Origin of the sequence: Sulfurimonas sediminis (genome assembly GCF_014905115.1) — a bacterium.
Classification (GTDB): domain Bacteria; phylum Campylobacterota; class Campylobacteria; order Campylobacterales; family Sulfurimonadaceae; genus Sulfurimonas; species Sulfurimonas sediminis.
Genome location: NZ_CP041235.1, coordinates 16,713 through 42,436, shown reverse-complemented (window position 1 = coordinate 42,436; position 25,724 = coordinate 16,713). Strand labels below are relative to the sequence as shown.

26 protein-coding genes are annotated in these 25,724 nt (G+C 37.8%); 4 read left to right on the top strand and 22 right to left on the bottom strand.

The features are described from left to right. Positions 1–3 precede the first annotated feature (3 nt). From FJR45_RS00195 to FJR45_RS00180, 4 genes are all read right to left on the bottom strand, one after another. Positions 4–1,743, bottom strand: coding sequence for a flagellar hook-basal body complex protein (locus FJR45_RS00195; RefSeq protein WP_193150821.1), 1,740 nt, complete (start codon positions 1,741–1,743; stop codon positions 4–6). A gap of 202 nt (positions 1,744–1,945) precedes the next feature. Then, entirely contained in the window at positions 1,946–3,217 is a 1,272-nt protein-coding gene (locus FJR45_RS00190) for a flagellar hook protein FlgE (RefSeq protein WP_193150820.1), read from the bottom strand. Between the two features lie 14 nt (positions 3,218–3,231). Beyond that, positions 3,232–3,888 (bottom strand): FlgD immunoglobulin-like domain containing protein, encoded by a 657-nt coding sequence (locus FJR45_RS00185; protein WP_193150819.1) that lies wholly within the window; start codon positions 3,886–3,888, stop codon positions 3,232–3,234. A 10-nt stretch (positions 3,889–3,898) separates the two neighbouring features. Beyond that, entirely contained in the window at positions 3,899–5,425 is a 1,527-nt protein-coding gene (locus FJR45_RS00180) for a flagellar hook-length control protein FliK (protein WP_193150818.1), read from the bottom strand. Positions 5,426–5,544: 119 nt separating this feature from the next. Here FJR45_RS00180 and FJR45_RS00175 point away from each other — a divergent pair, with 119 nt between their 5' ends. Continuing rightward, on the top strand, positions 5,545–5,763 hold the full coding sequence (locus FJR45_RS00175) for a hypothetical protein (RefSeq protein ID WP_193150817.1): 219 nt from the start codon (positions 5,545–5,547) through the stop codon (positions 5,761–5,763). On the opposite strand, the gene FJR45_RS00170 is transcribed toward FJR45_RS00175, so the two are convergent. The 12 genes from FJR45_RS00170 to FJR45_RS00105 all read right to left on the bottom strand — a co-directional run bounded on the left by FJR45_RS00170 (position 5,760) and on the right by FJR45_RS00105 (position 19,583). Continuing rightward, positions 5,760–6,179, bottom strand: coding sequence for a hypothetical protein (locus FJR45_RS00170; protein ID WP_193150816.1), 420 nt, complete (start codon positions 6,177–6,179; stop codon positions 5,760–5,762). The two genes, FJR45_RS00175 and FJR45_RS00170, sit on opposite strands and share 4 nt — an antisense overlap. 50 nt (positions 6,180–6,229) lie before the next feature. Next, positions 6,230–9,028 (bottom strand): DNA primase, encoded by a 2,799-nt coding sequence (gene dnaG, locus FJR45_RS00165; protein ID WP_430739309.1) that lies wholly within the window; start codon positions 9,026–9,028, stop codon positions 6,230–6,232. A gap of 7 nt (positions 9,029–9,035) precedes the next feature. Further along, positions 9,036–10,082, bottom strand: coding sequence for a sensor histidine kinase (locus FJR45_RS00150; protein ID WP_193150815.1), 1,047 nt, complete (start codon positions 10,080–10,082; stop codon positions 9,036–9,038). Further along, a complete protein-coding gene (locus tag FJR45_RS00145) occupies positions 10,069–10,707 on the bottom strand; it encodes a response regulator transcription factor (RefSeq protein WP_193150814.1) in 639 nt (212 codons plus the stop codon). The genes FJR45_RS00150 and FJR45_RS00145 overlap by 14 nt, the downstream gene beginning before the upstream one ends. Positions 10,708–10,717: 10 nt before the next feature. Further along, on the bottom strand, positions 10,718–11,533 hold the full coding sequence (locus FJR45_RS00140; protein ID WP_193150813.1) for a porin family protein: 816 nt from the start codon (positions 11,531–11,533) through the stop codon (positions 10,718–10,720). Between the two features lie 62 nt (positions 11,534–11,595). After that, positions 11,596–12,123, bottom strand: a complete 528-nt coding sequence (locus FJR45_RS00135) for a hypothetical protein (RefSeq protein ID WP_193150812.1) — start codon at positions 12,121–12,123, stop codon at positions 11,596–11,598. A 104-nt stretch (positions 12,124–12,227) separates the two neighbouring features. Next, positions 12,228–15,284, bottom strand: a complete 3,057-nt coding sequence (locus FJR45_RS00130; RefSeq protein WP_193150811.1) for an efflux RND transporter permease subunit — start codon at positions 15,282–15,284, stop codon at positions 12,228–12,230. Positions 15,285–15,292: 8 nt separating this feature from the next. Continuing rightward, positions 15,293–16,351 carry an efflux RND transporter periplasmic adaptor subunit gene (locus FJR45_RS00125; protein WP_193150810.1) on the bottom strand — a complete coding sequence of 353 codons (1,059 nt, stop codon included), beginning with the start codon at positions 16,349–16,351 and terminating at the stop codon, positions 15,293–15,295. Then, complete coding sequence (locus FJR45_RS00120) at positions 16,344–17,525, bottom strand: TolC family protein (RefSeq protein WP_193150809.1); 1,182 nt, start codon at positions 17,523–17,525, stop codon at positions 16,344–16,346. The genes FJR45_RS00125 and FJR45_RS00120 overlap by 8 nt, the downstream gene beginning before the upstream one ends. Before the next feature lie 45 nt (positions 17,526–17,570). Beyond that, on the bottom strand, positions 17,571–17,882 hold the full coding sequence (locus FJR45_RS00115; RefSeq protein WP_193150808.1) for a hypothetical protein: 312 nt from the start codon (positions 17,880–17,882) through the stop codon (positions 17,571–17,573). Positions 17,883–17,896: 14 nt separating this feature from the next. Then, positions 17,897–19,027 carry an SO_0444 family Cu/Zn efflux transporter gene (locus tag FJR45_RS00110; protein WP_226966438.1) on the bottom strand — a complete coding sequence of 377 codons (1,131 nt, stop codon included), beginning with the start codon at positions 19,025–19,027 and terminating at the stop codon, positions 17,897–17,899. Positions 19,028–19,031: 4 nt separating this feature from the next. Then, complete coding sequence (locus tag FJR45_RS00105) at positions 19,032–19,583, bottom strand: c-type cytochrome (RefSeq protein ID WP_193150807.1); 552 nt, start codon at positions 19,581–19,583, stop codon at positions 19,032–19,034. Between the two features lie 72 nt (positions 19,584–19,655). Here FJR45_RS00105 and FJR45_RS00100 point away from each other — a divergent pair, with 72 nt between their 5' ends. From FJR45_RS00100 to FJR45_RS12565, 3 genes are all read left to right on the top strand, one after another. Next, positions 19,656–19,958 (top strand): ArsR/SmtB family transcription factor, encoded by a 303-nt coding sequence (locus tag FJR45_RS00100; protein WP_193150806.1) that lies wholly within the window; start codon positions 19,656–19,658, stop codon positions 19,956–19,958. Positions 19,959–20,040: 82 nt separating this feature from the next. After that, the gene (gene rpsU, locus FJR45_RS00095; protein ID WP_151901446.1) at positions 20,041–20,253 is read left to right on the top strand and encodes a 30S ribosomal protein S21; all 213 of its coding nucleotides are present in this window, start codon (positions 20,041–20,043) and stop codon (positions 20,251–20,253) included. 124 nt (positions 20,254–20,377) lie between these two features. Beyond that, on the top strand, positions 20,378–21,511 hold the full coding sequence (locus FJR45_RS12565; protein WP_193150805.1) for a methyl-accepting chemotaxis protein: 1,134 nt from the start codon (positions 20,378–20,380) through the stop codon (positions 21,509–21,511). A gap of 8 nt (positions 21,512–21,519) precedes the next feature. Here the strand turns inward: FJR45_RS12565 and FJR45_RS00085 are convergent, their stop codons facing one another. From FJR45_RS00085 to FJR45_RS00060, 6 genes are read right to left on the bottom strand one after another with little or no spacing between them, the layout of a single operon-like run. Further along, on the bottom strand, positions 21,520–22,587 hold the full coding sequence (locus FJR45_RS00085; protein ID WP_193150804.1) for a deoxyguanosinetriphosphate triphosphohydrolase family protein: 1,068 nt from the start codon (positions 22,585–22,587) through the stop codon (positions 21,520–21,522). A gap of 11 nt (positions 22,588–22,598) precedes the next feature. Further along, positions 22,599–23,129, bottom strand: coding sequence for a PhnA domain-containing protein (locus FJR45_RS00080; protein ID WP_193150803.1), 531 nt, complete (start codon positions 23,127–23,129; stop codon positions 22,599–22,601). Between the two features lie 33 nt (positions 23,130–23,162). Then, a complete protein-coding gene (locus FJR45_RS00075; protein WP_193150802.1) occupies positions 23,163–23,381 on the bottom strand; it encodes a hypothetical protein in 219 nt (72 codons plus the stop codon). Between the two features lie 8 nt (positions 23,382–23,389). Then, a complete protein-coding gene (locus FJR45_RS00070; RefSeq protein ID WP_193150801.1) occupies positions 23,390–24,223 on the bottom strand; it encodes an FAD-dependent thymidylate synthase in 834 nt (277 codons plus the stop codon). A 53-nt stretch (positions 24,224–24,276) separates the two neighbouring features. Continuing rightward, positions 24,277–24,915, bottom strand: a complete 639-nt coding sequence (locus FJR45_RS00065) for a protein-L-isoaspartate(D-aspartate) O-methyltransferase (RefSeq protein ID WP_193150800.1) — start codon at positions 24,913–24,915, stop codon at positions 24,277–24,279. A 1-nt stretch (position 24,916) separates the two neighbouring features. Then, a complete protein-coding gene (locus FJR45_RS00060; protein WP_193150799.1) occupies positions 24,917–25,642 on the bottom strand; it encodes a carbon-nitrogen hydrolase family protein in 726 nt (241 codons plus the stop codon). Positions 25,643–25,724 lie beyond the last annotated feature (82 nt).

The window sequence follows — 25,724 nt, the reverse complement described above, 5'->3', positions numbered from 1 at the left end:
TGCTTATTGTTTCAGTCCTATAAGCGTTTGCAGAAGCTGATCAGACGTGGTAATTGTCTTTCCGTTTGCCTGAAAACCACGCTGAATGATAATAAGCTGTGTAAGTGCTCGTGAAAGATCAACATTTGATGCTTCCAATGCAGAACTTTGAATAAATCCACGCCCGGCAGTCGCAGCCGTTCCTATGATAGGATCACCGGAGTTGGCTGTCTGATTATAAACATTGCCACCTTCTGTAGCCAATCCTTCATTGTTTGTAAATTTCGCCATAGCAATTTGTGCCAGACCGAAAGAACGACCGTTTGAAAATGAACCAATCAGAGTACCGCTTTGATCAATTCTGATTCCAATCAAATCGCCTCCTGTAAAACCGTCTTGGGAAATTCCGGATGTAGCACTTTTACTGTCAAATGATGTCATCCCGTCAAAATTATTAGGAGTACCGAAAGAGAGCTTCACGGTCTGATTTGGAGCAGAACCATTGTTTCCGGTAAAAGAAACGCTTGTCGGATCATAGGTACTGAGAGAGCCGTCTGTATTAAATGTTATCGAACCATTTACCTGATTTGTAGGAGCTGATGTACTTATCGTTGAAGGTTCAGGTACTGTGATTGTCATATTCCATTTGCTTGCAGAAACCTTTCTAAATTCGGTTCGAAGGGTATGCTTGGTACCCAGTGAATCAAATATATCTATAGAACTTGAATGCGTAGCGGCATTAAAGTCCTGAGAAAAAGCAACGGCTCCTGTAACATTTGGCAGACTCCCTTCCAAGGCACTCATTGTCGTCAAAAAGCGTGTATTTTCAGTTACTCCACCAGCCAGGAGTGGTTCTACTGTAATATTCAAAGCAGCACCACCGGCAGCTGAGTTGTCAATTTTTATTTTCCCCTGATCATCTACAACAACTGTTGCGTTAGGTGACACAAGATTCACATCTGCTTTTATTTTGTCCCTCAGGTCTTTTAATGACTGAAAGTCCCCTGTACCGTCTGACTGGTATTCGTATGTCTGTACAGTTCCATCACCGTAATCAATTGTTATACCCTGCCCGTTTTGTAAAGAAAAAGCCTCTCCGTTACTGTTAAACATAGAACCGACATCCCCGGAATTTACACCAGTTGTATTTCCATTGTAATCACTCACAACTCCGGCATCATCAATTTGATAAGCACGGGAGTAACTCTCAACCAAAGGTCCTGAATTGAGATTTGCTTTTAAAACAACTTCTGAGGTTGGACTTGCCGGTGTTGTCAATCCTGGTGGAATATTGATATTTTCAATCGGTGCAGTGGAATCTACTTTTCCGGTAACCGGATCACGCAGCCATCCCTGTGCTATAAAGCCGTTATTGTCAACAAAATTTCCACCTGCATCAAACTTAAAATCTCCAGCACGTGTATATTTATATGTGTTCCCGGCATCAGGTGATATAATGAAAAAACCATCTCCCTGAATTGCAACATCTGTATTTTTATCAGAGTTTTGGATAGAACCCTGTGAAAAAATACGTGTCATTGAACTGACCGTTGAACCAAGCCCCACCTGAACAGGATTTTTTCCGCCAAGCTGTCCCTGAGGTGCCGTTGCTATGGCTTTTGTCTGTGCCAAAAGATCTGAAAAGTTTGCACGGGAGTATTTAAAGCCTACTGTATTGACATTGGCGATATTATTTGATTCTACATCCATCGCAACCTGATGAGACTGCAGTCCGGATACCCCGGAGAAAAGTGATTTTAACATATCTTATCCTTTGATTTATTTCATAAATTTAAGGGAACCCCGTCCACTTATTTATGACATTATCAGGAGTACTCCTGACAACTACGCTAACACTTGGTTTCGCTCAGCACGAAGCTCAAAAACAATTATGTTTTTTTAATTATTTCAATAAGAAAATCTAGCATAAAGTGTTCCAGTTTTATATTGCCATTCCAAAGCAAACTTAGGCATCCATATTGAGCGCTTTTTGCATCATTTGATCTGCTGTAGTAATAGATTTCGAATTTGCATCATATGCCCGCTGCAAAATTATAAGTTCTGTAAGTCCCCCGCTCATTGCAACGTTGGAGCCTTCTAATCTGAAATTTATAATATCTGTTCCAATTATATTTTGCCCATTGGCATCTTGAAAAAAGATTGGTTCACCACTGTTGGAACTTACTCCAAATCGGGTACCAGTTATCCTCTCCAGTCCCTGATCATTGACAAAATGATATACAGCTATACGTCCGACACTACTCTGTCTTCCATTTGTAAACGTTGCGATTACTTCACCGTTTTTATTGATTGCATATCCGTCAAGTTCTCCCCCTATTGTTCCGTCAGCCACAGAAGAGCCAGGTACTACAGGTATGTCGATTGAAACAACCCCATCATATGCTGTACCAAGATCAATGGTGACAGGTGTACCATTATTGTCTATAGTTGTTAATGTGGATGAGACGAGGGCACCTGTTTCATCAAATGCAACTGTTCCGGTTTGTGTATCATAAGTTATTTGCCCGTCAAGTGATTTCGTTGTTGCTGTAACGTCCCATTGTGTTCCCGGTGGGGTTTGCACTGCTGATTTTGTAAATTCTAAACGTAACTCATTACGATTATTTTGAGGATCAATAACACTTGCTCCCATTGTAACCACTTCTGAACCTTCTGCACCCACACCTACATTTCCTAAGAATTTCACTTGTGTTGTTGGTTCAGGAGGATATGTGAGGGTTTTTGGAAAACGCAGTTTTTCTTGCTCATTTACACCACCTAAGGGAACTTCATTAAGTGTTTGTGTAAGTATGTTATCTTCACTGATATTATTTCCCATTGTTCCAAGAACATAGTACCCATCAGTAGTGACAAGGTCACTGTTTGCATCAAAAGTAAAGTCTCCCGCTCGGGTATAGAGTGGTGCCCCGCCTTGTTCAATTCCAAACCAGCCATCACCCAAAATAGCCAAATCTGTACTTCTGTCAGAAAGTGACAAAGTTCCCTGTGCCAGGGAGAGAGAAGTTGACTGCATCTGCACACCAGTACCTATACTGTTGTTCAGAGCAAGATTATTTGATGCGCTGGCTAAACTGTCTTCAAAAAGTGTTGAATATTCAGCATTATATGCACGAAATCCGACAGTAGAAATATTTGCAAGATTATCTGAAACAACATCAATACCACCAGAAGATGTTTTTAAGCCGGATATTCCCGTATAAAATGCTTGCGTCATCATAACAAATCCTTCTTTTAGTAAACTTCTTTTATGCTCTCTAACGGCACATAATTTGAACCGACTTTTACAAGTGTATTTCCATTGTCAAATCGCACAGACTCTATAGGATAAGCTCCCAAGCGTGTTTGCTGTGTATCACCATTTGCATCTACATACTGTGCATTCACATGATAAATGGCACTCTCAGCCTGATTGCCCGCAGTGTCTGTACCATCCCATGTAAACTGATACACACCTGAAGGGTTTGTTCCGACATCCAAAGTCTGTACAGTATTTCCGTCTGCATCTGTAATAGAAACCGTACCCTGTTCGACTGCATTTGGAAAATAAACTTCAAAAGTAGTCTCTGTTCCCTTGTCATGAGCAATTGCATCACTGCCAAGGTCAGCAGTTTTTCCTATCGCTGCAATAGTCGAAAACTGTTGCGAACTTCCCAAAGAAGCTGTTAGCTTCTCCAAAGCTGCATTTGTATTATCTGCCGACTCAAGACTGGCCAACTGGGAAGTCTGTGTCAATATGGTTTCCGTATCCGTCGGTTCCGTGGGATCCTGGTATTGAAGCTGTACCAAAAGCAGCTTCATAAAATCATCCTTCCCGAGTGTTCCTTTTGGATTGTCAGACGATGTAGCTGCTGAGAGTGCCGAATTATTTGCTGTTGTATCTATTGTCATAATATATCCTTTATGCGTAGTATGGAACTACAATTTCCAATGAGCTTAAAACTTCTTCATTGCTCTGCAGAGTTTCAAAATAGTTGTACTCGTCATCAGCCTTTTGCTGGTTTTGTCTTTGCTGTTCCTGCTGTCCGGCTTGAGAGTTTTCGCTTTGAGCATTACTGTTAAAATTTAAAAAAGCATTTTGTATTCCATTATTTTGTAATTGCACTTTTAAGTCCTGTACATTCATAGCCAGAGTATTGATGGCAGTATTGTTTGAACTGATATTTATATGAAGATTTTTTCCGCGTTGTACTATCGTCAGATCAACCTCACCCAGTCTTTGTGGATTTAACTGAACTTTGATACGCGTAAACGGCGACTTATAATCTTCAATTGCAGATTTTACATCATGAGACAGATATTTGACCATCTGTTTCGCTTCATTGAGTTTTACCTCAAAACTGTCTGCCTTTGCAATATTCAATCCATCTGTCTTTGCCTGTACAGCGCCATCTTCGCTCTTGTCGTTTTGCAAAAGAGACGCTAATGATTTTTCTGTCTCTTTTGAAGTATGCGGTGCTACCATAACCTTTGCTGTTGCCACTGAAAAATCTGCCGTAAGACCTGATTCATTCTTTGTGATTTTTTCTCCCCGCAGAAGAAGCTTCAATGTGTCATCAACTTTTTGTTTTGGAGTTTTGTCAATTGTCAGTGTATTTACTTTTGTATCTACAATTTGCTGCGTCGTAATTTCAGCAACACTGCTCTGCGCTTTAAACAATGGGGTCTGTTTCTGTTCTTGTTTAACCTCTTGCCTGTTTTTAACAATCTCTTTTTTTACAAGTTCCAAACTTTCGTCTGCCACCTCTGTCTCTTGAGCTTTTGCAACATCTGCTTTTGTTTTTTTTACTTTGGTGCGAACCGGTATCTCTTCATTTAAAATGCCTGCCTCTTCTTTTGGCTCTTGTTTTATCTGTGACAAAGAAGTTTGTGCTGGTTTTTGTGCTGCTTCTTGTTTTATCCGGGAAAAAGAAGTTTCTTCTGGCTTTTGTACAGCTTCTTGCTTTATCTGTAAAGGAGAGGATTTCTGTTGTGTTATTGTTTTTACTTTTGTCTGTGCAAAATCTTTTACCTCTTCCAAGGTGATTTTTGAAAGTTCAATCCCTGTTTTTTTTGCAAGCTCTACAAGACCGCCCAGTGTTTTTGGCAAGGCATCAATCTCGGCTTTCTTGTACCCTTCACTCTGCACAATTTTGTTTTTTAGAAACTCTTTTGCCTCTTTTATCAAAACTTTAACATCCTCTTGTGACATTTTGGCTGTTATTTGCGAAGCAAGTTCTGAACTTTCTGCGTCTATGACAGATCCAACAGAAACTTTTTCATCCTTTAATGCAAGAATCAATGAACCTTTTTGCATAATTTTACTGTTTGATTCTTTCTCTCCTTTGAGTAAGGATGCAAAAGAGATCGTTGGTTCTTCTTGTTCCGGAAGTGCTGTATTTAAAGGAGATAAGGAAGAAGTCTCTTTTTTTATATCTACTGAAATCACACGTTGCTCCTCGGCTTCTCAAAAGAATTTTAAAGAATAAAGCATTTAGTGTTCCATGAAGTCAGATATTTATTTGGAGGTGCCCTTAATATTTTTAAAGAAGTGTCGATATTAGAAATATGAAAATTATATTTTTTATACTTTTTCCGGTATTGGTGGTTGCAGAGACCATATATGCCACAAAAGTTTCCAAGTCAAATATTGAAGCGATGCACAACCCAAAAATAAAATGCAGATGGGTGTGCGATAAAAAAATATACAAAGAGCAAAAAATATCCGAAGCAATCTCTTTTTACAAAAACTCCAAATATTATAAATTTACAAAAAAAGGTTTCTAATAGTCTCTTGTAATTCTATCTAAACAGTGCAACTCTTTTTTGAAAAACCTACTGACACTGTTTTGCATGTTTTCAAGAATATCCTTTGTTGTTTCCCCGTCTACAGGGTAGCTCAGTAAAAAAGAGTCCAGATACTTTGCAAAAAACTCATCAAACATCTTTTTGACAATTTCAGCTCCGTATTTGTCAGTGTAGGGAAGGACAAAAAAGTAATCCGCGCCGTCATTTGCTATCGAATCTGATGAGCGCAGGATTTCCGTTAAAGAAGCATCCACCACACTCTGTTCAATCCCTGAAAAATCGCAATAGAACAGAGTAAAACTCTCAGCACGGTTTTCATCCAGTCTATTCGATATACCAATGTTTAAATCCAGTAAATTCTTAAAATTGTCAAATGAGAAATGTACGCCTGCCATCTTGGGTTCCTTCTGTTTTCTTTAGTATAACAAAAAATCTTTAATCCCACTCAATCATTCGGTGTGACCAGTTCCCCTCTTTTGAGTTTTGCAATTTTTCCCCGGAATTTTCGGATATAAAAGGCTTTCTCTTCAAAACTGATATTTGAAGCAATATTGACCTTTTTCAACTCTCTTTCATAGTATCTTGTCAAAAAGGTAATCAGTTCCGCATTTAAAGCCTCTTCATCTTGAAGCGGAGTGATAGTCTCATCTACCCGAATAGCCATTATCTCGGGAGTATCTTGTTTTCCCTGCAGTACCAGCGAAAATTCAAAGGAGTGAAACTGCAAAAAACTCGGATCAATAACATCCAGAACCTGTTCAATATACTCAGGTTTTTCCAAAATAGTTTTAATCAAAGAGAGTTCCCACATATCTCTGTGAGAGTCTTTTCTAATATTATTAGTATCCATACTATTTGTATTAGAAACTTTAATTAGAGAAGGTTTAATAACAAAACCACCTAATTTTGCTGCCAAAATTGGTTTATATGCTTCTTGCAAACTTGGAGACAAAGTTTTCAAATATCCAACACAATCTTCTCTACATGCTTCTCTTTCTTTTGGGTCTTTGAGATTATAAAGCGAAAGGATTTCATCTAGTACAAACTCTATAAAAGGTTTTGCTTTGCGAAACATACTGCTCAACTCTTCAACCCGTCCCTCTTTGACCATATCGGCAGGGTCAACTCCTCCATCAAATACCACAACACCACCGTTAAATCCCGAAGCACTTAAAAGTTTTGAAGCCTTGAGTGCTGCTGCACGCCCTGCCTTGTCACCGTCATATGCCATGACAACACGAGGAGAACCTTTTCTCAGCAAGGGCAGATGATCATGTGTCAAAGCTGTTCCCAGCGTTGCCACAGCATTGTCAAATCCTGCCTGGTGCAGCATTATAACATCAAGATAACCTTCTGTTATGATGATTTCCTGCTTTTTATGCAGGCTCTGTTTTGCCAGATGATAGGCATACAAAAGACGGGATTTGTTAAAAAAAGCAGTCTCGGGAGAGTTGACATATTTTGCCTGATGTCCTGTTATGGTTCTGCCTCCAAAACCGACAATACTGCCATTAGCAGAGAAAATCGGAAAGGTTATTCGTTCTATAAAACGGGCATAGGTCTGGTTGCGTTCTTGATTGTAACCGACAACACCCATATCCACTGCCTCTTTGATACTAAACTGCTGTGAGCGGATAAAGTTCAGCGTTGCATTCGAATCAGGTGCATAGCCGATACCAAATTTTTCTATACTGTTTTCATAAATGCCCCGCTCTTGAAGATAGGAAAAGGCTGTTTTGTTTTTCGTCAAAAGTGACTGGTACCACTCATTGAGCTTGTCCATAACCTGTGAACGTGGTTTGTTATGTTTGTTATCGGTATAAGTAAGTGTAAAGTTGTAAGAATCCGCCAGTTTCTCCAAAGCTTCGGGATAGTTCAGCTTTTCATACTCCATCACAAACTTCACCGCATCCCCGCCGGCTCCACAGTTTCCTACTGCGAAATGATTTGCCAAAAATGTATGAGTCTTATCTTTGACTGTTATATCATAAACTATTTCTTCATGCCCAATATTTTCAATTGCTCTAACTTTTGTAAAAAAATACTCTATACCATCAATATACTCAAAAAATCCCTCTATAGATTCTCTTTGTTTAAAATAGAGTGTATAACTTTTTCTATGATTTACACCATTTTTATCTTGCTTCGATTCAGTTATACGACAAGTTGGAATAAGTTTAAGACTTAATCCCAAATCTAAAATCTGGTCAGCTAAACTCTCACTGATGGTATCATATGTTCTTCTACTGTAACAACCATCACCATCCATTAACCCTTTTAAAAGTGCTTCTCTTAGAGATGTTTTAAGATAATTAAACCAATATGGGTAGTGTTTATTCTCGGCACCTTTTCCAAATAGAGCCTGAAATATATGCTCCAAATTTGTGCTTGATATCGTAACTTCCAAAGAATTTTTTCTGCTCTGTCTGAAAAAAAGTTTAGCCTCTTTATTAAAAATATTTTGAATTATTCTTACAATATTATCAGCATACTTCTGTTCTTTTATCGAAAGAGAAAATTTAATCCCCCCTCTATAAGTACTTCCTTCTGCTACATAAAAGCCTGCCAACCACATAAAATCTTCAGATATTTCAATAGTCTCAATTTTCTCTACATTGGGTCCAAACTGCTTTTTATCCCATAAATTTGACACATCCATAAACTTATCTTGGCGCAATTCTCTGCTTATTGGATATAAAAAATAATCTCCAATTTTTATATTATTTGCAAATTCTCTTTTAATTGCCAAATCATACTCTCGTTGCGTTTTCTTTATGCGACCGTAAAACTTTAACGGTCTCTTTTTTTCAATTCGCAAATAGGGAAGTTTTGCAATAGCATCTTCTTTTTTTACAACTAACATATCATGATTTTGCGTGAAACATGATGGCTTTACGCTCAGTGAAGTTACAAACGAAAGAATATCAAACTCACTTGTATGGTGAACTGTCTCAATAACCTCAGTTTCTACTCCATTAGCAGCAAAAACTTTATCTCCGACACTTATATCTTTGATCTCTTTATAACCATTGGGTGTAATAATTTTTTGATAGGGTGGCAAACATCCAAAACAGTGAAAGATCTGTTTTTGCGGACTCACTACAAAAGAGGGAGATTTTTCCTCATGAAAAGGGCAAGGTGCTTTAAAATTACCTCCTGCCTTTTTCAGTTCTATATAGCTACCGACAACATCAACAATATCAAGTCTGGCTTTGAGGGCTTCTATGGAGTCTTGGGAAATCATAAAGAAATTATACTATGATATTTTTAAGATTAAGTGTGAAAACTGTCCCCTTTCCAACTTCACTTTGCACATGAACAGTAATATCTAATTCTTCACACAGTTTTTTGACGATATGCAGTCCTATGCCTATACCTCTCTCCTGCTCTTTATAAAATCTCTCAAAGACACGCTTAGGATTTTGTATGCCTTTGCCTGTATCTTCAATACTTAAAATATCATCACTAAATCGGATAAACACCTTTCCCTCTTTTTTATTATACTTCGCAGCATTTGAGATCAGATTATCTATAATTCTCGTAAAAGAATCTTTGTTTACATGTAACATAACCTGCGGAACTTCTATGTAAAAGCGAATATCTTTATAATTACTCTCTATAAGATTTATGCGTTCTTTCAAAAACTCTTTTAATACAAACTGCTCTTTTTGCCTTACATGTGAATGCAAATAGGCTCGCAAATTTGCCTGCAGATTCAAAATATTCTGCACAGCATTTTCTATTCTATCAATTTTAGTATTTTCTCCCGTTTCACTCTTGAGCATAGAAACATTGAGGCGTAAAATAGATAGAGGTGTATTGAAATCATGCAAAATATCTTTTATAAACTCCTCTGTTACATGTAATGCCTTTCGCAGAGGAGAGAGTGCATACAGAGCAAAGAAAAAAGACAATATTGCAATAACAAACACAACGATAAAAAAATTCCATAAAAGTTCTTTTTGCAGAGTGCGTGTCCCCTGTATATACTTCTCTTTTGGAAGATAAATTTTTAGAGCATTTTTTGTAGAATTAGGAATAGAAAAGTAGGCACTCAGTTCGTTTTCATTTTTATAAAGTTTGTAGAGTTCATACTCTTTTTTGGGGACAAAATCGTATTGAAACTCTTTGCACTGCAGAGAAAAACTACAAAGTCTCATTTTTGAAAAAACAGTCTCATCAAGGCTTTGCAGTTCTTTTTGATAGTTGAGAAAAAAAAGAGCACTAACAAGAAGTGTTTGAGATAAAAAAAAGAGTAAAAAACTCTTTAATAAAGATTCTTTTTCAACTTTTTTCAAGCATATATCCTATACCACGAATATTTTTTATATCCAAGCCTGTGGTATGTTTAAATTTATTGAGTGCAACCCGTAAAGCTGCATCTGACGGGCTGACAAGACAGTCCATTAAAACAGTTTTGTCCAAAACCTTGCCGATATTATGCATAAACAGATCACACAGGCACTCTTGAACTTCTCCCAAAGAGACTATTTTGCCATCTTTGTAAAGTTCTTTTTTTTCTGGTATATATCTCAAATTTTTATACACTATATCTTTATTAGTCTGAGATAATTTTGCATTGACACGAATCAGTAACTCTTCTGGGAAAAAAGGCTTTTTCAAGTAATCATCTGCACCAATGGAAAACGCCTTGGATATAGAATTCAAGTCTATTAAAGCACTAATAAAAATTGCCGGTGTTTCATCATCAGCATTTCGCAGACTCTCCAAAAGTTCCAAGCCATTCATATCGGGGACATTAATATCAAAAACATATAAATCATACTTGTTTTCATACGAAGCGTCAATGGCATCATTCCCATTATGTACCATATCTACCTTATAATTTGCACTTTGCAAAAGCTCTTGTAGAGTTTGTGCAAGAGCTTTGTCATCTTCAAGTAAGAGTATATGTTTTTTCATTACATGTAACCTAAAAATAATACCCTAGTTTTACAGAAGTCGCATGATCACTTGCACTATCACTGAGTCCGTACGCATAAGAGAAGGTAGTAAACCAGTGCATATTGATACTGTAATATCCATACGCCGAAACTGTTCTAATCTTTTGAACATCTGCATAAATACTGTCTGAAGTATTATATGCCCCACTTAGGTAGAGTTTGTTTGTTACATAATATCCTAAACCGCCACTCAATGCATTTGTGTTTTGATAGGCAACTGTTCCTGCTATATCATCATCATTAATCATCGTGTAAATATAACCACCAAAGAGATTTACTTTACCTAAAGCATAACTTGCATTAAGTGAAGCTGTATAGTCAGTGTTATTGTTATTTAACGCTGTGTTATATGTAGGTAAAAGAATACCTATCCCTACACGCAAAGAGAGAGATTTCAGTGGCTTAAGCTGGTACGATGCCCCTAAAAATGAATCATTTAAACCACTCTCACTATATCCATCTCCTCTGGTAGCATAATAGGATGTAGATGCTTGAAGTGAAAAACTTTTATAATAATAGTCAACTTGAAGGGAACTTGAATAGGTGTCTGTCTGATTTAAAGAGGCATAATTGGATCCGGCATAGTTTGCACCGATTATAATATCAAAATGATGGGAGGAGACAAGACTTTTTTTAGTACACCCGTTTATATCAACCAAATCGGTCAAAGGGGTATTGGGACATTTATCTCTACTGTCATCTACACCGTCCATATCTGAATCAGAGTAGGCAAAAAGGCTGGTAGAGAACATGCCCAGCATCATTAAAATAAACATTTTTTTCATAGATATCTCCTTATAAATCAATCACCTCATTAAGCTCTAGAGATGATTGACTATGTGATTTTTTATCTGCGTCGCATCATTCCGGCATTCATACTTGGAATACTAGTCGTACCTGTTACTTCGCTCGTTCCAACAGTTTGCATATACTGACTGCCAGCCTGCTGCTGTATCATATTTTGTACCTGGTTCATATTTTCATTTGTCTGCAACTGCATCTCCTGTACATGTTCCTGATCTCTTGTCTGCATCATATTTCTGGACATTTCAGCAGTTCTTGTACCAGATTCATTCATAGTACCCGCTTCTGCCTGCATTTTACTCTGCATCTCTTGTATTGCAGCCATTCTCTCTTCCTGGTTCATCTGCATCAGTCTTTGTTTGAACTCATTCATAAGTTCTACTCTCTCTTGTTCAGGAGCGCTTTGAATTGCCTCTATCTGTGCATCAATATCTACCGTAGTATCCGTTGAAACAGTCTCTTCTGTTGGAGCAGTGCTCACCGTTGTGTCTGTAATGACAACATCCTCTGCCGACGCTATGCTTAAAAGACCAAGCAAAGCAACTGATAATGTAATCTTAACTAATTTCATCTGAAATCCTTTGTGTTTAATTTTCAAACCCGGAAATTTTTTGATTCCCTTGTTTTGATGTTGGTATTATCACACAACAAAGTTAGCGAAGTGTTAGCACTTCACTAATTTTTCTCTTTCTTATAAAAAAGTAAATATGTTGAAGGAAGAATCAGCAGAGTCAACAGTGTCGAGCTTATAATCCCTCCGGTTATAACGACTGCCAAAGGATACTGTATTTCACTCCCCACACCTGTCGCATAAAGAAGCGGTAAAATTCCAAACAATGTTGTAAAAGCTGTCATAAGAACAGGGCGCAGGCGCAACAGTGTCGCATCTTTTAAAAGTATCTTCAAATCTACATCAGGATATTTAGCCCGCAGTTCATCTATGAAACTCACCAACACAATACCGTTGAGTATCGCAATGGCAAAAATAGCCAAAAAGCCGACTATAGCCGAAACCGAGAGATATATACCGCCGATAAGCAGAGCAATAATACCACCGATAAAGCCAAAAGGAACATTTAGAAGAATAATCATCGACTTTTTCAAAGAATTAAATGCCATATAAAGCAGTAAAATAACCAAAAGAAGTGTTATCGGAATAATAATAATGAGCTTTTTCGTTGCTTCTTGCATATTTTTAAAGTCTCCTGCCCAGCCTATATAATATCCTGCAGGCATTTTCACTTTCTCTTTTATGAGTTTGTCCGCTTCTGCTACAAAAGAGGCTGTATCACGCCCTTCCACATCCATTGACACAACCATATAACGACTCAGATTCTCCCTTTTGATAAAAGAAGCACCCTGTACTATTTTTATATCGCACACATCTTTCAATCGTACTATATTTCCGTTTCTTGAGCGGAGTGTTACATTTTCAATGGAGACAATATCTTCTTTTGCACCCTTTATTTTGGCAACAATTGAAAACCTTTTAATGCCTTCAATCTTTTGAGTGATACCTTCTTCTCCTATACCGTTGCGAATAACCTGCATCACATCTTCCACACTGATACCATACCTCGCAAGAGAAAGATAATCCGGTGTAATCTTAATCTGTGCCTGTCCGAGTTGGGATTCCACTTCCATCCGCTCAAGCCCGTCCACATCTTTAATGGAATTTTGAATATCTTTGGCAATTCTATCGAGTTCTTTTTGATTCTCTCCGTAAATTTTTATAGCAAGTTCTGCTTTTACACCCTCAAGCAACTCTTCTATACGCATTGCAATCGGCTGTGTAGGAATAAACTGCACAAAATTGAAATGATGCCCTAAATCTTCACTCATCTTTTTCGTCAAAGCAGGCAAATCTTCAATGTTGGGTTTGAGCGTCAAAAGCACTTCCATATAATTTGCCTGTGCCGTTTCTCCTTTTTCGCTTCGGCCTATCATTGTAAGCACTGACTTTACATCTTTGGCATAATGTTTTCGTATATACTTTTCTATATCCTCAGAAACCTCTATAGACTGTGTAAGTGCCGTGCCGGGAATTGCTATAACCCTGTACATAATCGACTCTTCATTGAGTGTTGGCAAAAATTCCCGTCCCTGCTGAGAAAGCATATAGACAAGAACAATAAACACAATACTGACAATTGCCAAAATCTTTTTTGCATTTTCCAACGCAAACAGAAGTACAGGCGTATAGACTTTTTTGATACCTCTCATAACAATATTTTCAGGAGAGTTCGTCGGTTTTAAAAACATCAAGATAAGTACCGGAACCAGTATAAGTGCTACAAGCAGTGAACCGAGCATAACAAACACAATATTGAGTGCCATCGGCGTATAGAGTTTTCCGGCTAAACCGTCAAGTGAGAGCAGAGGAATAAAAACCGCTGCAATAATAAGTACTGCAAAAGTCACCGGAGTTGCCACCTCTTTTGCTGCTTCGCTGACTATTTGCAACTTTGGCTCATAAGGATTGTCGTGCAGTTTTCTAAAACTGTTCTCTACAATTACAATGGTCCCGTCAACTATCATTCCCACAGCAATTGCCAGACCACTCAGACTCATAAGATTTGCTGAGAGATTATAATAATCCATCAACAAAAATGCAGTCAATAAAGATAAGGGCAAAGAGAGTATAACAATAAAAGCACTGCGCAGTTCAAATAAAAATAAAAACAGTACTATGGCAACCAAAACTACACCGCTTAAAAGTGCTGAGGTCATCGTATTTACCGCTTTATGCGTTATATCTGTTCTGTCATATAAAGTGGTAATTTTCACACCTTCCGGCAAAGCACTGTTGACTGTCTTGATCTTTTCTTTTAAGCGTTGCACCACTTTTGCCGCATTGGTGGCTGTCCGTTGGAGCACCATGCCCATAACAGCTTCTTTTCCGTCAATCGTTACTGCGCCAAACCGTGGACTCACACCCGGTACAACACTGGCAACATCACCTATGGTAACAGCCTGTCCCTGACTCGGTTTAATCACACTGTTTCTGATGTCGTCAAGCGTTTTGTACAGCCCTGCTCCGCGAATAAGATACTGCTCGCGGTTAAACTCCAGATACTGTCCGCCTGCCGCCTGATTTGACTTTTGCAGGGCTTTGACAATATCATCATAGGTAATACCGAAATCCTGAAGTTTTTTTGTATCTATGACAACATTATACTGTTTCTCATAACCGCCCCAGCCGATGACCTCTTCAACACCGCTGACACTTTTAAAAAGAGGAGTCACAATATACTTTTGCATCTCTTTGAGTTCCTGCAGGGAGTACTTTCCTGTTGTATCTTCTACCTGATACCAAAAAACCTGCCCCAAACCTGTTGTATTTGGTCCCAAAACAGGCTTCCCCCATCCTTTTGGAATATCTACATTGCCAAGGCGTTCAGAAACGAGTTGGCGTAAAAAATAGATGTCCATATCGTCTTCAAAAAAGACTGAAACATAGGAGAGTCCAAAAATGGAGTTTGACATAATAAGCTTCACCCCTGCCATCCCCGAGACAACTGACTCTATGGGATAGGTGATGAGCTTTTCTATATCTTCGGCAGAATTTCCCGGACTTTCCGTATAAATAACAACCTGCTTCGGCGTAATATCAGGAAAGGCATCAATGGGAATATCCCGGTATGCCTTGTAACCAAAAGCGATAATTCCAAGGAAAAAAACAAGCACTAAAATTTTGTATTTGAGCGAAAGCTCTATAAGTTTATCTAACATGCCAACCCCTAATCCCCGTCGCCAAGAGATGATTTGAGCAGCGCCGATTTTACATAGTAACTCTCACCGCTTACATATTCTTCTCCAAGCTCCAAGCCCTTTATACCGACATATTCATCATCCTGTGCAACTATTACAACGACCCGCGGCAGATATGCCAAAGACTCCTCTTTTGCTTCTTTGTTTGGAACAAATACCACCCATTCGTTGTTAAAAAAAGAGAGTGCTGATTTTTTCACAGCAACATAACTTTTTGCATCACTGAAATATATGGTTGCTTTTACATATACATCAATAAACAGATCATCCACTTTTTGATCCACACTTGAGAGAACCACAACTCTTTGCGTTGTTTCATCTACCTTGGGCATAATTTGTGTAGCATGCGTAATAATCTCTTTATCTGCATAATTCACGACTATTTTATCTCCAATGCGTGCCTTGGTTGCATATTCAAGAGGCAAATAAGACTTGACATAATATGCCTGATTCTTAACTATGGAAACAATCGGTTCATTTGAGGACACAGAAGAGTGCAATGGTTTTAAAAGAGCCGAAACACGTCCGCAGCTATGCGCATACAAAATAAAATCAGCAGTTGCTTTTTTTAGATTTTTGACATCTATATTCAATGTTTTGAGCTGCGATTGCAAAGCTGTAAGATTTGCCGCAATTTTGCTTCTCTTAATGGCCTGTGCATTGAGATTCTGCATGGATGTCATCCCTTTTTTATAAAGTTTCTCAACCGCCTCATAATTTTTTTGTACCGCCTTGTACTGTTTTTTCAGTGCAATATAATCCGCACTCATTTTTGACACATCAATAGACCTGATAAGAGCAATTTTATCGCCTTTTTTTACATCCTGTGCGGGTTTTACAAAGTACTTTTCCAAATGTCCGCCCACTAACGAAGTAATAGACTGCTGCGCATTTGAAAGCTGTATTATCTTGGCATTGAGTGCTACCGATTTCTTAAAACTGTGCATTTGTGTCTGTGCCAGCGGAACTTCAACTGCCAGGACAAGTGATCCAAACCCAAATAACAGTGACAGTAATATTTTATTCATTGTATTCTCCTACTTCATAGTTATATATAACTATATTTTTGTTTATTTTATTTTCAAGCATTATCTTTTTTTCTTTTGTCTGTATCATCTGGTTTTTGATATTTTGCAACTCCAAAAGGTTGATGTTTGCTATTTTGTACCCATCTTCATACATTTTTAACAGCTCTTTTTGCGCATTGTAAAGATCTTGTGTAGAATTTACGACAGCGCCTAAAATTGCCAACTCTTTTGTTAGACGCTCAAGAGTAAAAGAGAACGCTGTTTTTTGGTTTTGCAGTAAAAATTCACTCTGTTTAGCCTGCAGTGAAGCAATTTTTCTTTCTTCTTTTTTTGTATTAAAAAGAGCAAGAGGAATATTCATGCCGACTCTGGCAATGCTTTGGTCCGGTTCAGCCTCATAGGCTGCATACAGATTCATCCACTCTATTTTATTTGCATTTAATTTTGCTTTTGCTTTTGCCCTGTTTTGCTGTGTTTGAAGATAATGCAACTCTGCCGAATTATTTTGCAGTTCTGTCTGCATTTTGTCTGAAAGCTTAAAAACATAATTTTCATCGAGTTCTTTCTCATTTTGCAAACCAGCAAATGCCAAAAGTTTATAATAGCTTGCAAGCCGCATAGCTTTTTTCTCATTTAGCAGATTTTTACTGCCTGTCAAATCCACTTTTGCACGAAGATATTTTACTTTTGCGATGGTTCCCGCTTCATATCTCTCTCTTGAAATATTGGCAATATTTTTTGAGATTAAAAACTCCTCTCGTGCTAATTCCAGCAATGCTGATTGTGTCATATAATCAATATAAAGCAGAGAGAGAACTTTCACAAATTCTGCATGCTGAAGCGTTACGAGTCCTTTTGCCTCTTCCTGTGTTGCTGCTGCCAAATCTGTTTTGTCATCGCCAACACCCCACAGACGTACAGGCTGCATCAGTGCAACCCTGTAACCTGCTTCACTTTTTCCCAGGTCGGGAGTAAATTTTGACGCCTCAAGTGAGAGTTTCGGGTTTTTATATCTCTGTATCAGACTTGACTGCACATCAGCACGCTCAATCTCCAAAGCATTTGCTTTGAGATAGGGTGATGCCTGCAAAGCCTCATGTAAAAATGTATCAAAATTCTGTGCAGATACAACTGCACACAATCCAAGTATTGCAAGTATGCTTTTTTTAAACATAGTTATCCTTTTGTTCGTTATTAATTTATAAATATAGGTTGGAAACTATGCGCAGATAGGAGGTTTTAAAAAATTATCATAAGAATTAAACTCATATATTTTGATATGTGAATAGGGTTTTTGAGAAAAATTTTCACGCATAAAAGGGATATTAATTTCAGGAAGAATAAAAGCGATGTGAAAACAGTGGTGCAACTGACAAATACAGTTGTCCGCTGTCTCACTGTTGTTGCTAAATTCATGGACATACTCACTCACCTGACACGGGTCTGTGTCAAGAACCTCTATTACATACGCATGGAGTATGTTAAAACTCATTGACAACAATAAAACAAATGTAAGCAGTCTCTTTTTCATAATCCTATTATACCCTAAGCACTGCAACAACTGCCGTCATTACACTCTTTATCCTTGAAAAAATATGGTTTTATTACATAATACAGCACAAATCCCCAAAGAACAAGACTTGCGATCCATGCTGCCAAACCGGCATCTTCATCCATATGCACAAGTTCTTTGACATTGACATCACGAAAAAGATAGTCAAGTCCCAGTCCGAAAAGAAGGGAACCGGCTATGATGGTCCCGAGATAAATATAAAGAGTTCTTGTTCCTAACATCTTTTTTACAACACCTATAGTGACCGTATTTGTCGCAGGACCCGCGCTTAAAAAAACAAAGGCCGCCCCGGGACTCACACCGGCCAACATCAAACCTGCGGCAATTGGCAAAGAAGCGGTTGCACATACATACATAGGCACGGCGATGGCTATCACTATGATGTACGAAAGCCAGTTGTATTTTATCAGTATTTCACTCAGATTGTCAGGAACCGCCACAGTTATTAAAGCACCCAGAAGCAGACCTATGAGCAATGGCGACGCAATGTCTTTTAAAAGTGTTCCAAAAGCATATGTGAAGGCATTTTTGACAATATTGTTTTTTTTCTCGCCACTGCTTGTCTGCGTGCTGCAACAGCTTGCATCATCAGATGTTTTTACTGCTGAAAAAGTCATTACAGAAGGCTGGTTTGTCGGAGCCTTCATACTAAATACCGCTGCAGATTTTTGCTCTTTTTTGCTCTCCTCTTCAGGGTAAAAATTGGATAAAATTCCGGCAATGACCGAAATAATCATCGAAGTTACTACCCTGTATATGGTAAAAACCCAGCCAAACATTCCATAAGTCGCAAGTATGGAATCAACCCCTGTAATCGGTGTAGAGATCAAAAAAGAGAGTGTGGCACCGTTACTTGCACCGCTTTTTTTGATACCCGTTGCCAAAGGAATCACCCCGCAAGAACATACAGGAAGAGGAATACCGAAAACTGTCGCTTTGATCACCGACATAACAGAATCTTTTCCAAGATGGTTTTTTACAATACTCTCAGGAACAAGCTCATGCAAAAATCCGGCAAAAACAAGTCCAAACAAAATATAAGGGGCCATGGCGTTGCTTAAATCAACCAAAGCAGAGAAAAAAAGCATAATAGTTTCCATCATAAACCTAGTGTGTTTGGATTTTTACGGCACCGCATTTTCCTGCGCCGCATTTCATATTTTTGTTTTTCATCTCACACATTTTACCGCCCATGGATTTTCCCCATGACTCTTTAAAATTGTCATACAGCCAGGAAGCAACAACCGTTCTCTCTTCTTTGCTTAGCGTTTTTCCTATCGGAGGCATTGTGCCAAAGCGTTTATATGCCATCGGCATACAGAAACCTTTCTTTATTGAAGGGTTTTGTATATAATCTGCTACAAAAGCAATAAAATCTTCACGGGTTTTAAGCATCATTTTCAAACGTTTTGATACCATCGGCATCGGCGGTGCTTTCATTTTGCTTTTTTGCATTTTGAGCATCATTTTTTCACGCATTGCCATTTTTTCTTCCTGTGTGGCATTTTGCATTTTTTGACGCATTGCCTGCATCTGTGTCTGATCCATCATCCCTTTCATAGCGTGACATGAGGCACATTTTGCTTTGTAAATATCTTCTCCAGAATCTGCTCCAAAAGAGACAAATCCTAAAATTAAAACTAATAATAATTTTTTCATAACCAATATTCCTTTTTATGATATAATTCATATAACGATATTGTTATATAATAAAACTTCGAAAGAGATTAGATGGAAAAATTAGTTCAGCTTGCAAAAATATTATCAGACAGTAACAGAGTAAAAATCATAGCATTGCTTTACAGAGAAAAAGAGCTCTGTGTATGTGAAATCTGTGACACATTAGAGCTCTCACAGCCATTGGTTTCACGCCATTTAAAACAGATGCGTGAAGCCCAACTTGTACAAACAAAACAAAGCGGCAAGTGGATTATTTATTCTCTTGGTAAAAATAAAATTCTGTACTGCTTTTTAGACACAATACAGGAAGACATAGCAAATTTACCAAAAATTATTTCATGTGCCACACGATAGAAAAAACAATATCGACTTTGAAAGAAAAATTTATTATGCTATAATTCCCTTTCAAATTTAAACAGAAAGTGGGTGATGTGATATGCCTGGTATTGTACTACGTCCAGATGACAACTTTGATGCTGCTTACAGACGTTTCAAAAAACAAGTTGACCGTAACTTAATCGTTACAGAAGCTCGTGCTCGCCGTTTCCATGAAACAGAGACTGAAAAACGTAAAAAGTTCAAAATTGCTTCTCGTAAGAAAATGCTTAAACGTCTTTATATGATGAGACGTTACGAATCACGCCTGTAAACGCTTCTCCTTCGGGAGAACGTTACATTTCAACTTTTAATTCATAAAAATCCCCCCCTAATTTATAAGAAAAACTGATTTTCAATGCTATAATAATTGTATTATCCTACATTAAGGTACTGCTATGACATCACTTTTCCTTCGCATGAGACTTGTCCACTGGGTTGGTATTGTTCTGCTTCTTGTAAATACTTTTGTTTTTACCGATAATATTCTTTCTCAAATTATACAGGTAGTTATTGCTTTTGTTATTTTGATACATGATTTAGACGAAAAAATAAACGGTGTTGATGTTGCTAAAAAAATTATTCATTCCCTCTCTAATTTTAAAGTTGACGAACCTATCACTATGCAATTAAAATACTCAAAAGAGTATAAAGAGATGATTGAACTTATAAACATATTTACTGCAAAAGTCTATGAAACAAAACATTTAGCCTCTTCATCACAGGAACTCGATAAAGAACTCAACTATTTAAAGACAAACATTTCTCTAGTTGAAAAAGATTTTCTCGACTCTGAGAATCTTGGTAAAAAAGTTTTAGATAGGCTTGATATCATTACAGTGGAATCAGACAGTAATTTAGAATTTTCTCAAGAAGTTTTAGAAAGTTTGGACAAGGTAGCTGTAAAAATAAACGAATCTGTTATACAAATGTCTACACTTGAAAACCAAATTATCCAAACACATGAAGGAGAAATGCTTGTGAATGAAAATCTGAAATCACTCACAGAAAATGCAGAAGATATTAAAAATATACTCACGATTATTTCGGACATATCAGATAAAACAAATCTTTTGGCTCTCAATGCCGCTATCGAAGCAGCCCGAGCGGGTGAACATGGGCGTGGATTTGCTGTTGTCGCCGATGAAGTAAGAAAACTTGCAGAAAGTACTCAAAAATCACTCACAGAAATAAATGCAAGTGTCAATGTCATTGTACAAAGCATTTTGGATTCAAGTAATAATGTAGAAAAAAATGCACAATATACATTGGAACTTGTCGACATATCAAAACAACTGCAAGAAGGCTTAGCCCAAGCCAGAGATGAAGTAGCAGATACCCATCAAAAAAGCCTGGATGATACAGAAAATTCTAAAATTATAAAAAATGAAGCCTATGAATCAAAAAACCTGACACAAGAACAGCAGCAAACAATGAGTATTACAAAATCAGCAATCCAAACTATGAAAGAAAAAGCCGAAACGATTGAAAAATCTGTCCATGAGCTTGTAACAAAAGTATCTCATATATAAGAGATACTTTAAATATTTCCATACATTTCATTATGAAAATTGAGTGCATACCTGTCGCTCATGCTTGCAATATAATCTGCAATAACCCTGTGTTTGCTTCGCACATCCAACTGCTTGTAATAAAACTGCGGAAGCATTTTTTCTTCTTCCATCAGACCTTTATAGAGTCCTTTGACAGCCTGTTTTCCGGCATACATTTTTCGAACTATATTTTTATGCTGATACATCTTGACAAATAGAAGCTTTTTGAGTTTTTTTATTTTTGTTTCAAGCTCTTTTTCAAAACCTATAGGCGTTTCTTCACAATGCGCAACTTTTTGCTTTGAGTATTCAAGGAGGGAATAGACCAGATGGTTTATGAGATGTGAACTGAATCTGTAGCGGAACATTTCATCATTCTCTTCTCCTACACCTTCCAACGCAACCTTTTCAAGAATTTCACAGGCAAGTTCGCTCTCTTTGAGATCCTCAAAAGTAAGCAGTCCGGAGTTCACCCCGTCATCTATGTCATGGCTCATATACGCAATTTCATCGGCACGGTCTACAACCATAGCCTCGTAAGTAGGATGCTTGTTTAAATCAAACTGTTTGTCTATTATTTCTGGGAGAAAGGGTTTTTTGTAGGGATAAGAGTGCTTCAAAATTCCTTCAAGTGTTGCAAAAGTAAGATTGAGTCCGTCAAAATTTTTATACCGTTTTTCAAGTTTGGTCACAACCCGAAATGATTGGAAATTGTGCTCAAATCCGTTGGAAAATCCGTCAGCTTTCAAGCATTCATCCAGAGTATCTCCGCCTACATGTCCAAAAGGTGTATGCCCGAGATCATGCGCAAGAGCAATTGCTTCGGCCAGTGATTCATTCAGTTCAAGCTGTGATGCTATCGAGCGTGCAATCTGAGATACTTCTATAGAGTGTGTTAAACGTGTACGAAAAAAATCACCCTCATGGTTTAGAAAAACCTGTGTTTTGTACTCAAGTTTTCTAAATGACCCGGAGTGAATAATTCTGTCCCGATCACGGGCATAAGGATTGCGAAAATCTTTTTCTATTTTATAAAATCGCTCGTATGGTTTCAATATTTTTTCTTTTATGCTTTTTTAATAAATTCGGTTTTCAGATAAATCTTTGTTCCGTTGACGCGACCTTCAACATGGTCATCCATATCATGCGGCAATGCAATTCTTGTCACAGTTGTTCCGCGTTTTGCAGTAAATCCGGCACCCTTGACATCTAAATCTTTTAATATAACGATGGAATCACCCGCCTTGAGTTCAACGCCGTTTGCATCTCGAAAAACTACTTTGTTTGCTTCTGCATTGATAGCTGCATCTGCAAGTTTTTTCTCTTCTTCTTCAAGATACATCATATCTGTCATATCCCCGCGACCAAGCCTGTTCCATAATATATACGAAAGTATTTTTACAGCCGGCACTTCACTCCACATAGCATCATTGAGACAGTTAAAATGAGTTTCATCAAGCTCATCATTTTCTATCTGCTCTTTACATGTACGGCAAACATACACACTTTGTTCTTCACTGCCATCACTTACAGGCAGTTCTAAAAGAGTCACATCTTCACTGCTGGCACATAATTCACATACTTCACTTCTTGGCATATTTTATTCCTTCATTAATTTTTTGGAATTATACTACTTTTCTTTATGAAATTCTAAATCTGAGTCAGAAACTTTTTTCTCGTTCACGACTTTATTAAATGCCTTATCTGCCTCTTTTTCACTATAGTCTCGGCACTCTTGGGGAATTGTGGCAGTGGGATCACTTTGAATTTTGTCACACATGGCCGCTGTTATAGTAATGTTGGAACATCCTGTCAAAAAAAGTATTGTAAGTATTGAAATCTTAATCATAAAAAATCCTATTTTTTCTTGATAATCAAATCAAGATATTTTTTTGGAGTGACTTTCATCATCTCCTGAGCCAGCCAGCGTATTTGAAAATAGGCAGCACCGCTGTCGCGCAATGTAAGATAGTTTTTCAAACTTCTGAGATTAAATGTCACTACCATGTCAACTTTGACATTATCTGTAATGATGTGTTTAAAAGCATCACCTACATTTCTCTTCTTTTTTCCGGTCTGCAAAGCATCATAAAGTTTTTGAGGCTTGCCTTGAAATTCTTTCAAAAGAGGAAGAGAACTTTTTGCAACAGCAAGTTCGTAAAAATTATCTACTTTTTTTGACTGAAAATCAAGTTTCTCATACATTGCGCTGATTTCAAGTCTGTTATAGGCTTCATCGGCAGTGACAAACATATCAAAACCCAAAACCTTTTCTATAAAAAATTCTCTCTCTCCTGAGTGTTTTGCAGCAACAAAAGCATTAATCAAAGAACTCATAGTATAGCGTGTACTTCTTACACTGATTGCCTGTATACGGTGTCTTGCATGTTCTTGTAAAACCCCTCGGCTTGTCCCACGGATAAGATAACTCAAATTGGCATGTTCCAAAATAGAGTGGTGAAAATAGGTCCATGCCAAATCATCAAGCAGCTGTGACTCTTCTATATTGTTCAAAGATTCACACATTTTCGTATCAGGAAGTACCTTTTCAATCTCTTGAACAATCTCATTTTCACTGTTGCCAAAACTGTCATAACATGTACGCGCAGCTGTTTCTGCTACACCAATACCGGTATCTTGCAGCAAAACAACTTCTGGCTTCGTATACTTTATGCCATACATCTCTTCCATGATTATGCCCTCAATTAAATTACTACTATTCTACTATAAAAAGCTTTAAAAAGCTACTTGAGTACCCCGTCAAGTATAGGAACAAAATCACACTCTTCAAGCTCTTCTTCTTCAATATGCTCCCCGTTTTTTATAAAACGGGTAATAACCTGTTTGTTCCCTTTTTGCAAAGGGGCAACAAGAATTCCCCCCTCAGCCAACTGTTCAAAGAGTTTTTTTGGAATCTCTTTCGCTGTTGCAGAAAAAAGAATTCTGTCATAAGGCGCATATTGAATCCAGCCGTTTTGTCCGTCATCTGTACGGGCATGGACATTGTTTATACCAAGCTCACGAAACCTTTTTTTTGCTTCAAGTATCAAAGATTCTATGCGTTCTATGGTAAATACACCGCGAAAAAGATGTGAAAGTACAGCAGCCTGGTATCCACTGCCACAGCCAACTTCTAAAACTCTGTCTGCTCCTCGGGGAAAGAGATACTCCGTCATCTTTGCAACCGTCAAAGGAGAGCTGATATACTGATTGGCCCCTATAGGCAAAGCATCGAGTTTATAGGCATTATGCTTAAAACCAGTTGGAACAAAGGCTTCTCTGTTTGTAGCCGCAATCGCTTTTTTTACTTCTTCACTTAAAGGAAACTGTGCACTGCACTCTTGTGCCAAACGGGCTGTTTTTGTCGCTGTTATTCTGTCCAAATTATTCTATCCCCACATCCATATATCTTCTCATCACTCTTATCTCTTTTTTCTTGTATTGCATTTTCAAACAAGGCTTGCTTATGTTTCTAAACGCTTCACCCTGCGGGGTGATAATACCACTCATTGCCGTGCACTCTTCGTTTGCACTGTCACTTGCCACAACATAACACTGATTTATAAGAGCAAGTGACTGCGTGAGGATTTTGAAATGTTCGCGTCGCAAAGCACCCCACCAAGAAGGCACAGCAATCACATCTGCACCTTCGCTCTTGCACCACAGCTCTTTAAAACGCAGTTCAAAACAAACAAACACGGCTAACTTAATGCCGGCAACTTCCACTATTTTAAAATCTTTTTCACTGCCTGCATGCATGTATTTGTCTTCATCGCCAAATTTAAAAAGTTTGGCTTTTGCTCTTTGAAAGACCACTTCTCCGTTATAAAAAACTTTGGCAAAGTTATAGACTTTCCCCTCTTTTTCTTCCAACATTGTCAAAACAATAATTTTGTTATGAGAAACTTTTTTCAGTGCCTCAGTGGCTCGTGGCGCAAAGGCAAGCATTGCATCCATACGCTCATAATCATAAGAAGTCAAACACACTTCAGGTGCAACTATAATGGTATTTTTTTCTGTTTGTGTAATGAGTGCCAAAAGTGTCTGTAAATTATTTTCATAACTCTGTGTCGTTTCAAACAAGAGAGAACAAAGGGTGTAGTCTAACATTAATCAATTCTTCTTTTTAGCAATATACTTAACATCTAAAAATTTTATAACTTTTTGTTGTGGTTTTATCATAAAAGCAATT

Excerpts from the sequence above, each read along its gene's own strand:
- FJR45_RS00195 (WP_193150821.1), bottom strand. The coding sequence starts at position 1,743 with ATGTTAAAATCACTTTTCTCCGGGGTATCCGGACTGCAGTCTCATCAG.
- FJR45_RS00190 (WP_193150820.1), bottom strand. The coding sequence starts at position 3,217 with ATGATGACGCAAGCATTTTATACGGGAATATCCGGCTTAAAAACATCT.
- FJR45_RS00185 (WP_193150819.1), bottom strand. The coding sequence starts at position 3,888 with ATGACAATAGATACAACAGCAAATAATTCGGCACTCTCAGCAGCTACA.
- FJR45_RS00175 (WP_193150817.1), top strand. The coding sequence starts at position 5,545 with ATGAAAATTATATTTTTTATACTTTTTCCGGTATTGGTGGTTGCAGAG.
- FJR45_RS00170 (WP_193150816.1), bottom strand. The coding sequence starts at position 6,179 with ATGGCAGGCGTACATTTCTCATTTGACAATTTTAAGAATTTACTGGAT.
- dnaG (WP_430739309.1), bottom strand. The coding sequence starts at position 9,028 with ATGATTTCCCAAGACTCCATAGAAGCCCTCAAAGCCAGACTTGATATT.
- FJR45_RS00145 (WP_193150814.1), bottom strand. The coding sequence starts at position 10,707 with ATGAAAAAACATATACTCTTACTTGAAGATGACAAAGCTCTTGCACAA.
- FJR45_RS00140 (WP_193150813.1), bottom strand. The coding sequence starts at position 11,533 with ATGAAAAAAATGTTTATTTTAATGATGCTGGGCATGTTCTCTACCAGC.
- FJR45_RS00135 (WP_193150812.1), bottom strand. The coding sequence starts at position 12,123 with ATGAAATTAGTTAAGATTACATTATCAGTTGCTTTGCTTGGTCTTTTA.
- FJR45_RS00130 (WP_193150811.1), bottom strand. The coding sequence starts at position 15,284 with ATGTTAGATAAACTTATAGAGCTTTCGCTCAAATACAAAATTTTAGTG.
- FJR45_RS00125 (WP_193150810.1), bottom strand. The coding sequence starts at position 16,351 with ATGAATAAAATATTACTGTCACTGTTATTTGGGTTTGGATCACTTGTC.
- FJR45_RS00120 (WP_193150809.1), bottom strand. The coding sequence starts at position 17,525 with ATGTTTAAAAAAAGCATACTTGCAATACTTGGATTGTGTGCAGTTGTA.
- FJR45_RS00115 (WP_193150808.1), bottom strand. The coding sequence starts at position 17,882 with ATGAAAAAGAGACTGCTTACATTTGTTTTATTGTTGTCAATGAGTTTT.
- FJR45_RS00110 (WP_226966438.1), bottom strand. The coding sequence starts at position 19,027 with ATGATGGAAACTATTATGCTTTTTTTCTCTGCTTTGGTTGATTTAAGC.
- FJR45_RS00105 (WP_193150807.1), bottom strand. The coding sequence starts at position 19,583 with ATGAAAAAATTATTATTAGTTTTAATTTTAGGATTTGTCTCTTTTGGA.
- FJR45_RS00100 (WP_193150806.1), top strand. The coding sequence starts at position 19,656 with ATGGAAAAATTAGTTCAGCTTGCAAAAATATTATCAGACAGTAACAGA.
- rpsU (WP_151901446.1), top strand. The coding sequence starts at position 20,041 with ATGCCTGGTATTGTACTACGTCCAGATGACAACTTTGATGCTGCTTAC.
- FJR45_RS12565 (WP_193150805.1), top strand. The coding sequence starts at position 20,378 with ATGACATCACTTTTCCTTCGCATGAGACTTGTCCACTGGGTTGGTATT.
- FJR45_RS00080 (WP_193150803.1), bottom strand. The coding sequence starts at position 23,129 with ATGCCAAGAAGTGAAGTATGTGAATTATGTGCCAGCAGTGAAGATGTG.
- FJR45_RS00075 (WP_193150802.1), bottom strand. The coding sequence starts at position 23,381 with ATGATTAAGATTTCAATACTTACAATACTTTTTTTGACAGGATGTTCC.
- FJR45_RS00070 (WP_193150801.1), bottom strand. The coding sequence starts at position 24,223 with ATGGAAGAGATGTATGGCATAAAGTATACGAAGCCAGAAGTTGTTTTG.
- FJR45_RS00060 (WP_193150799.1), bottom strand. The coding sequence starts at position 25,642 with ATGTTAGACTACACCCTTTGTTCTCTCTTGTTTGAAACGACACAGAGT.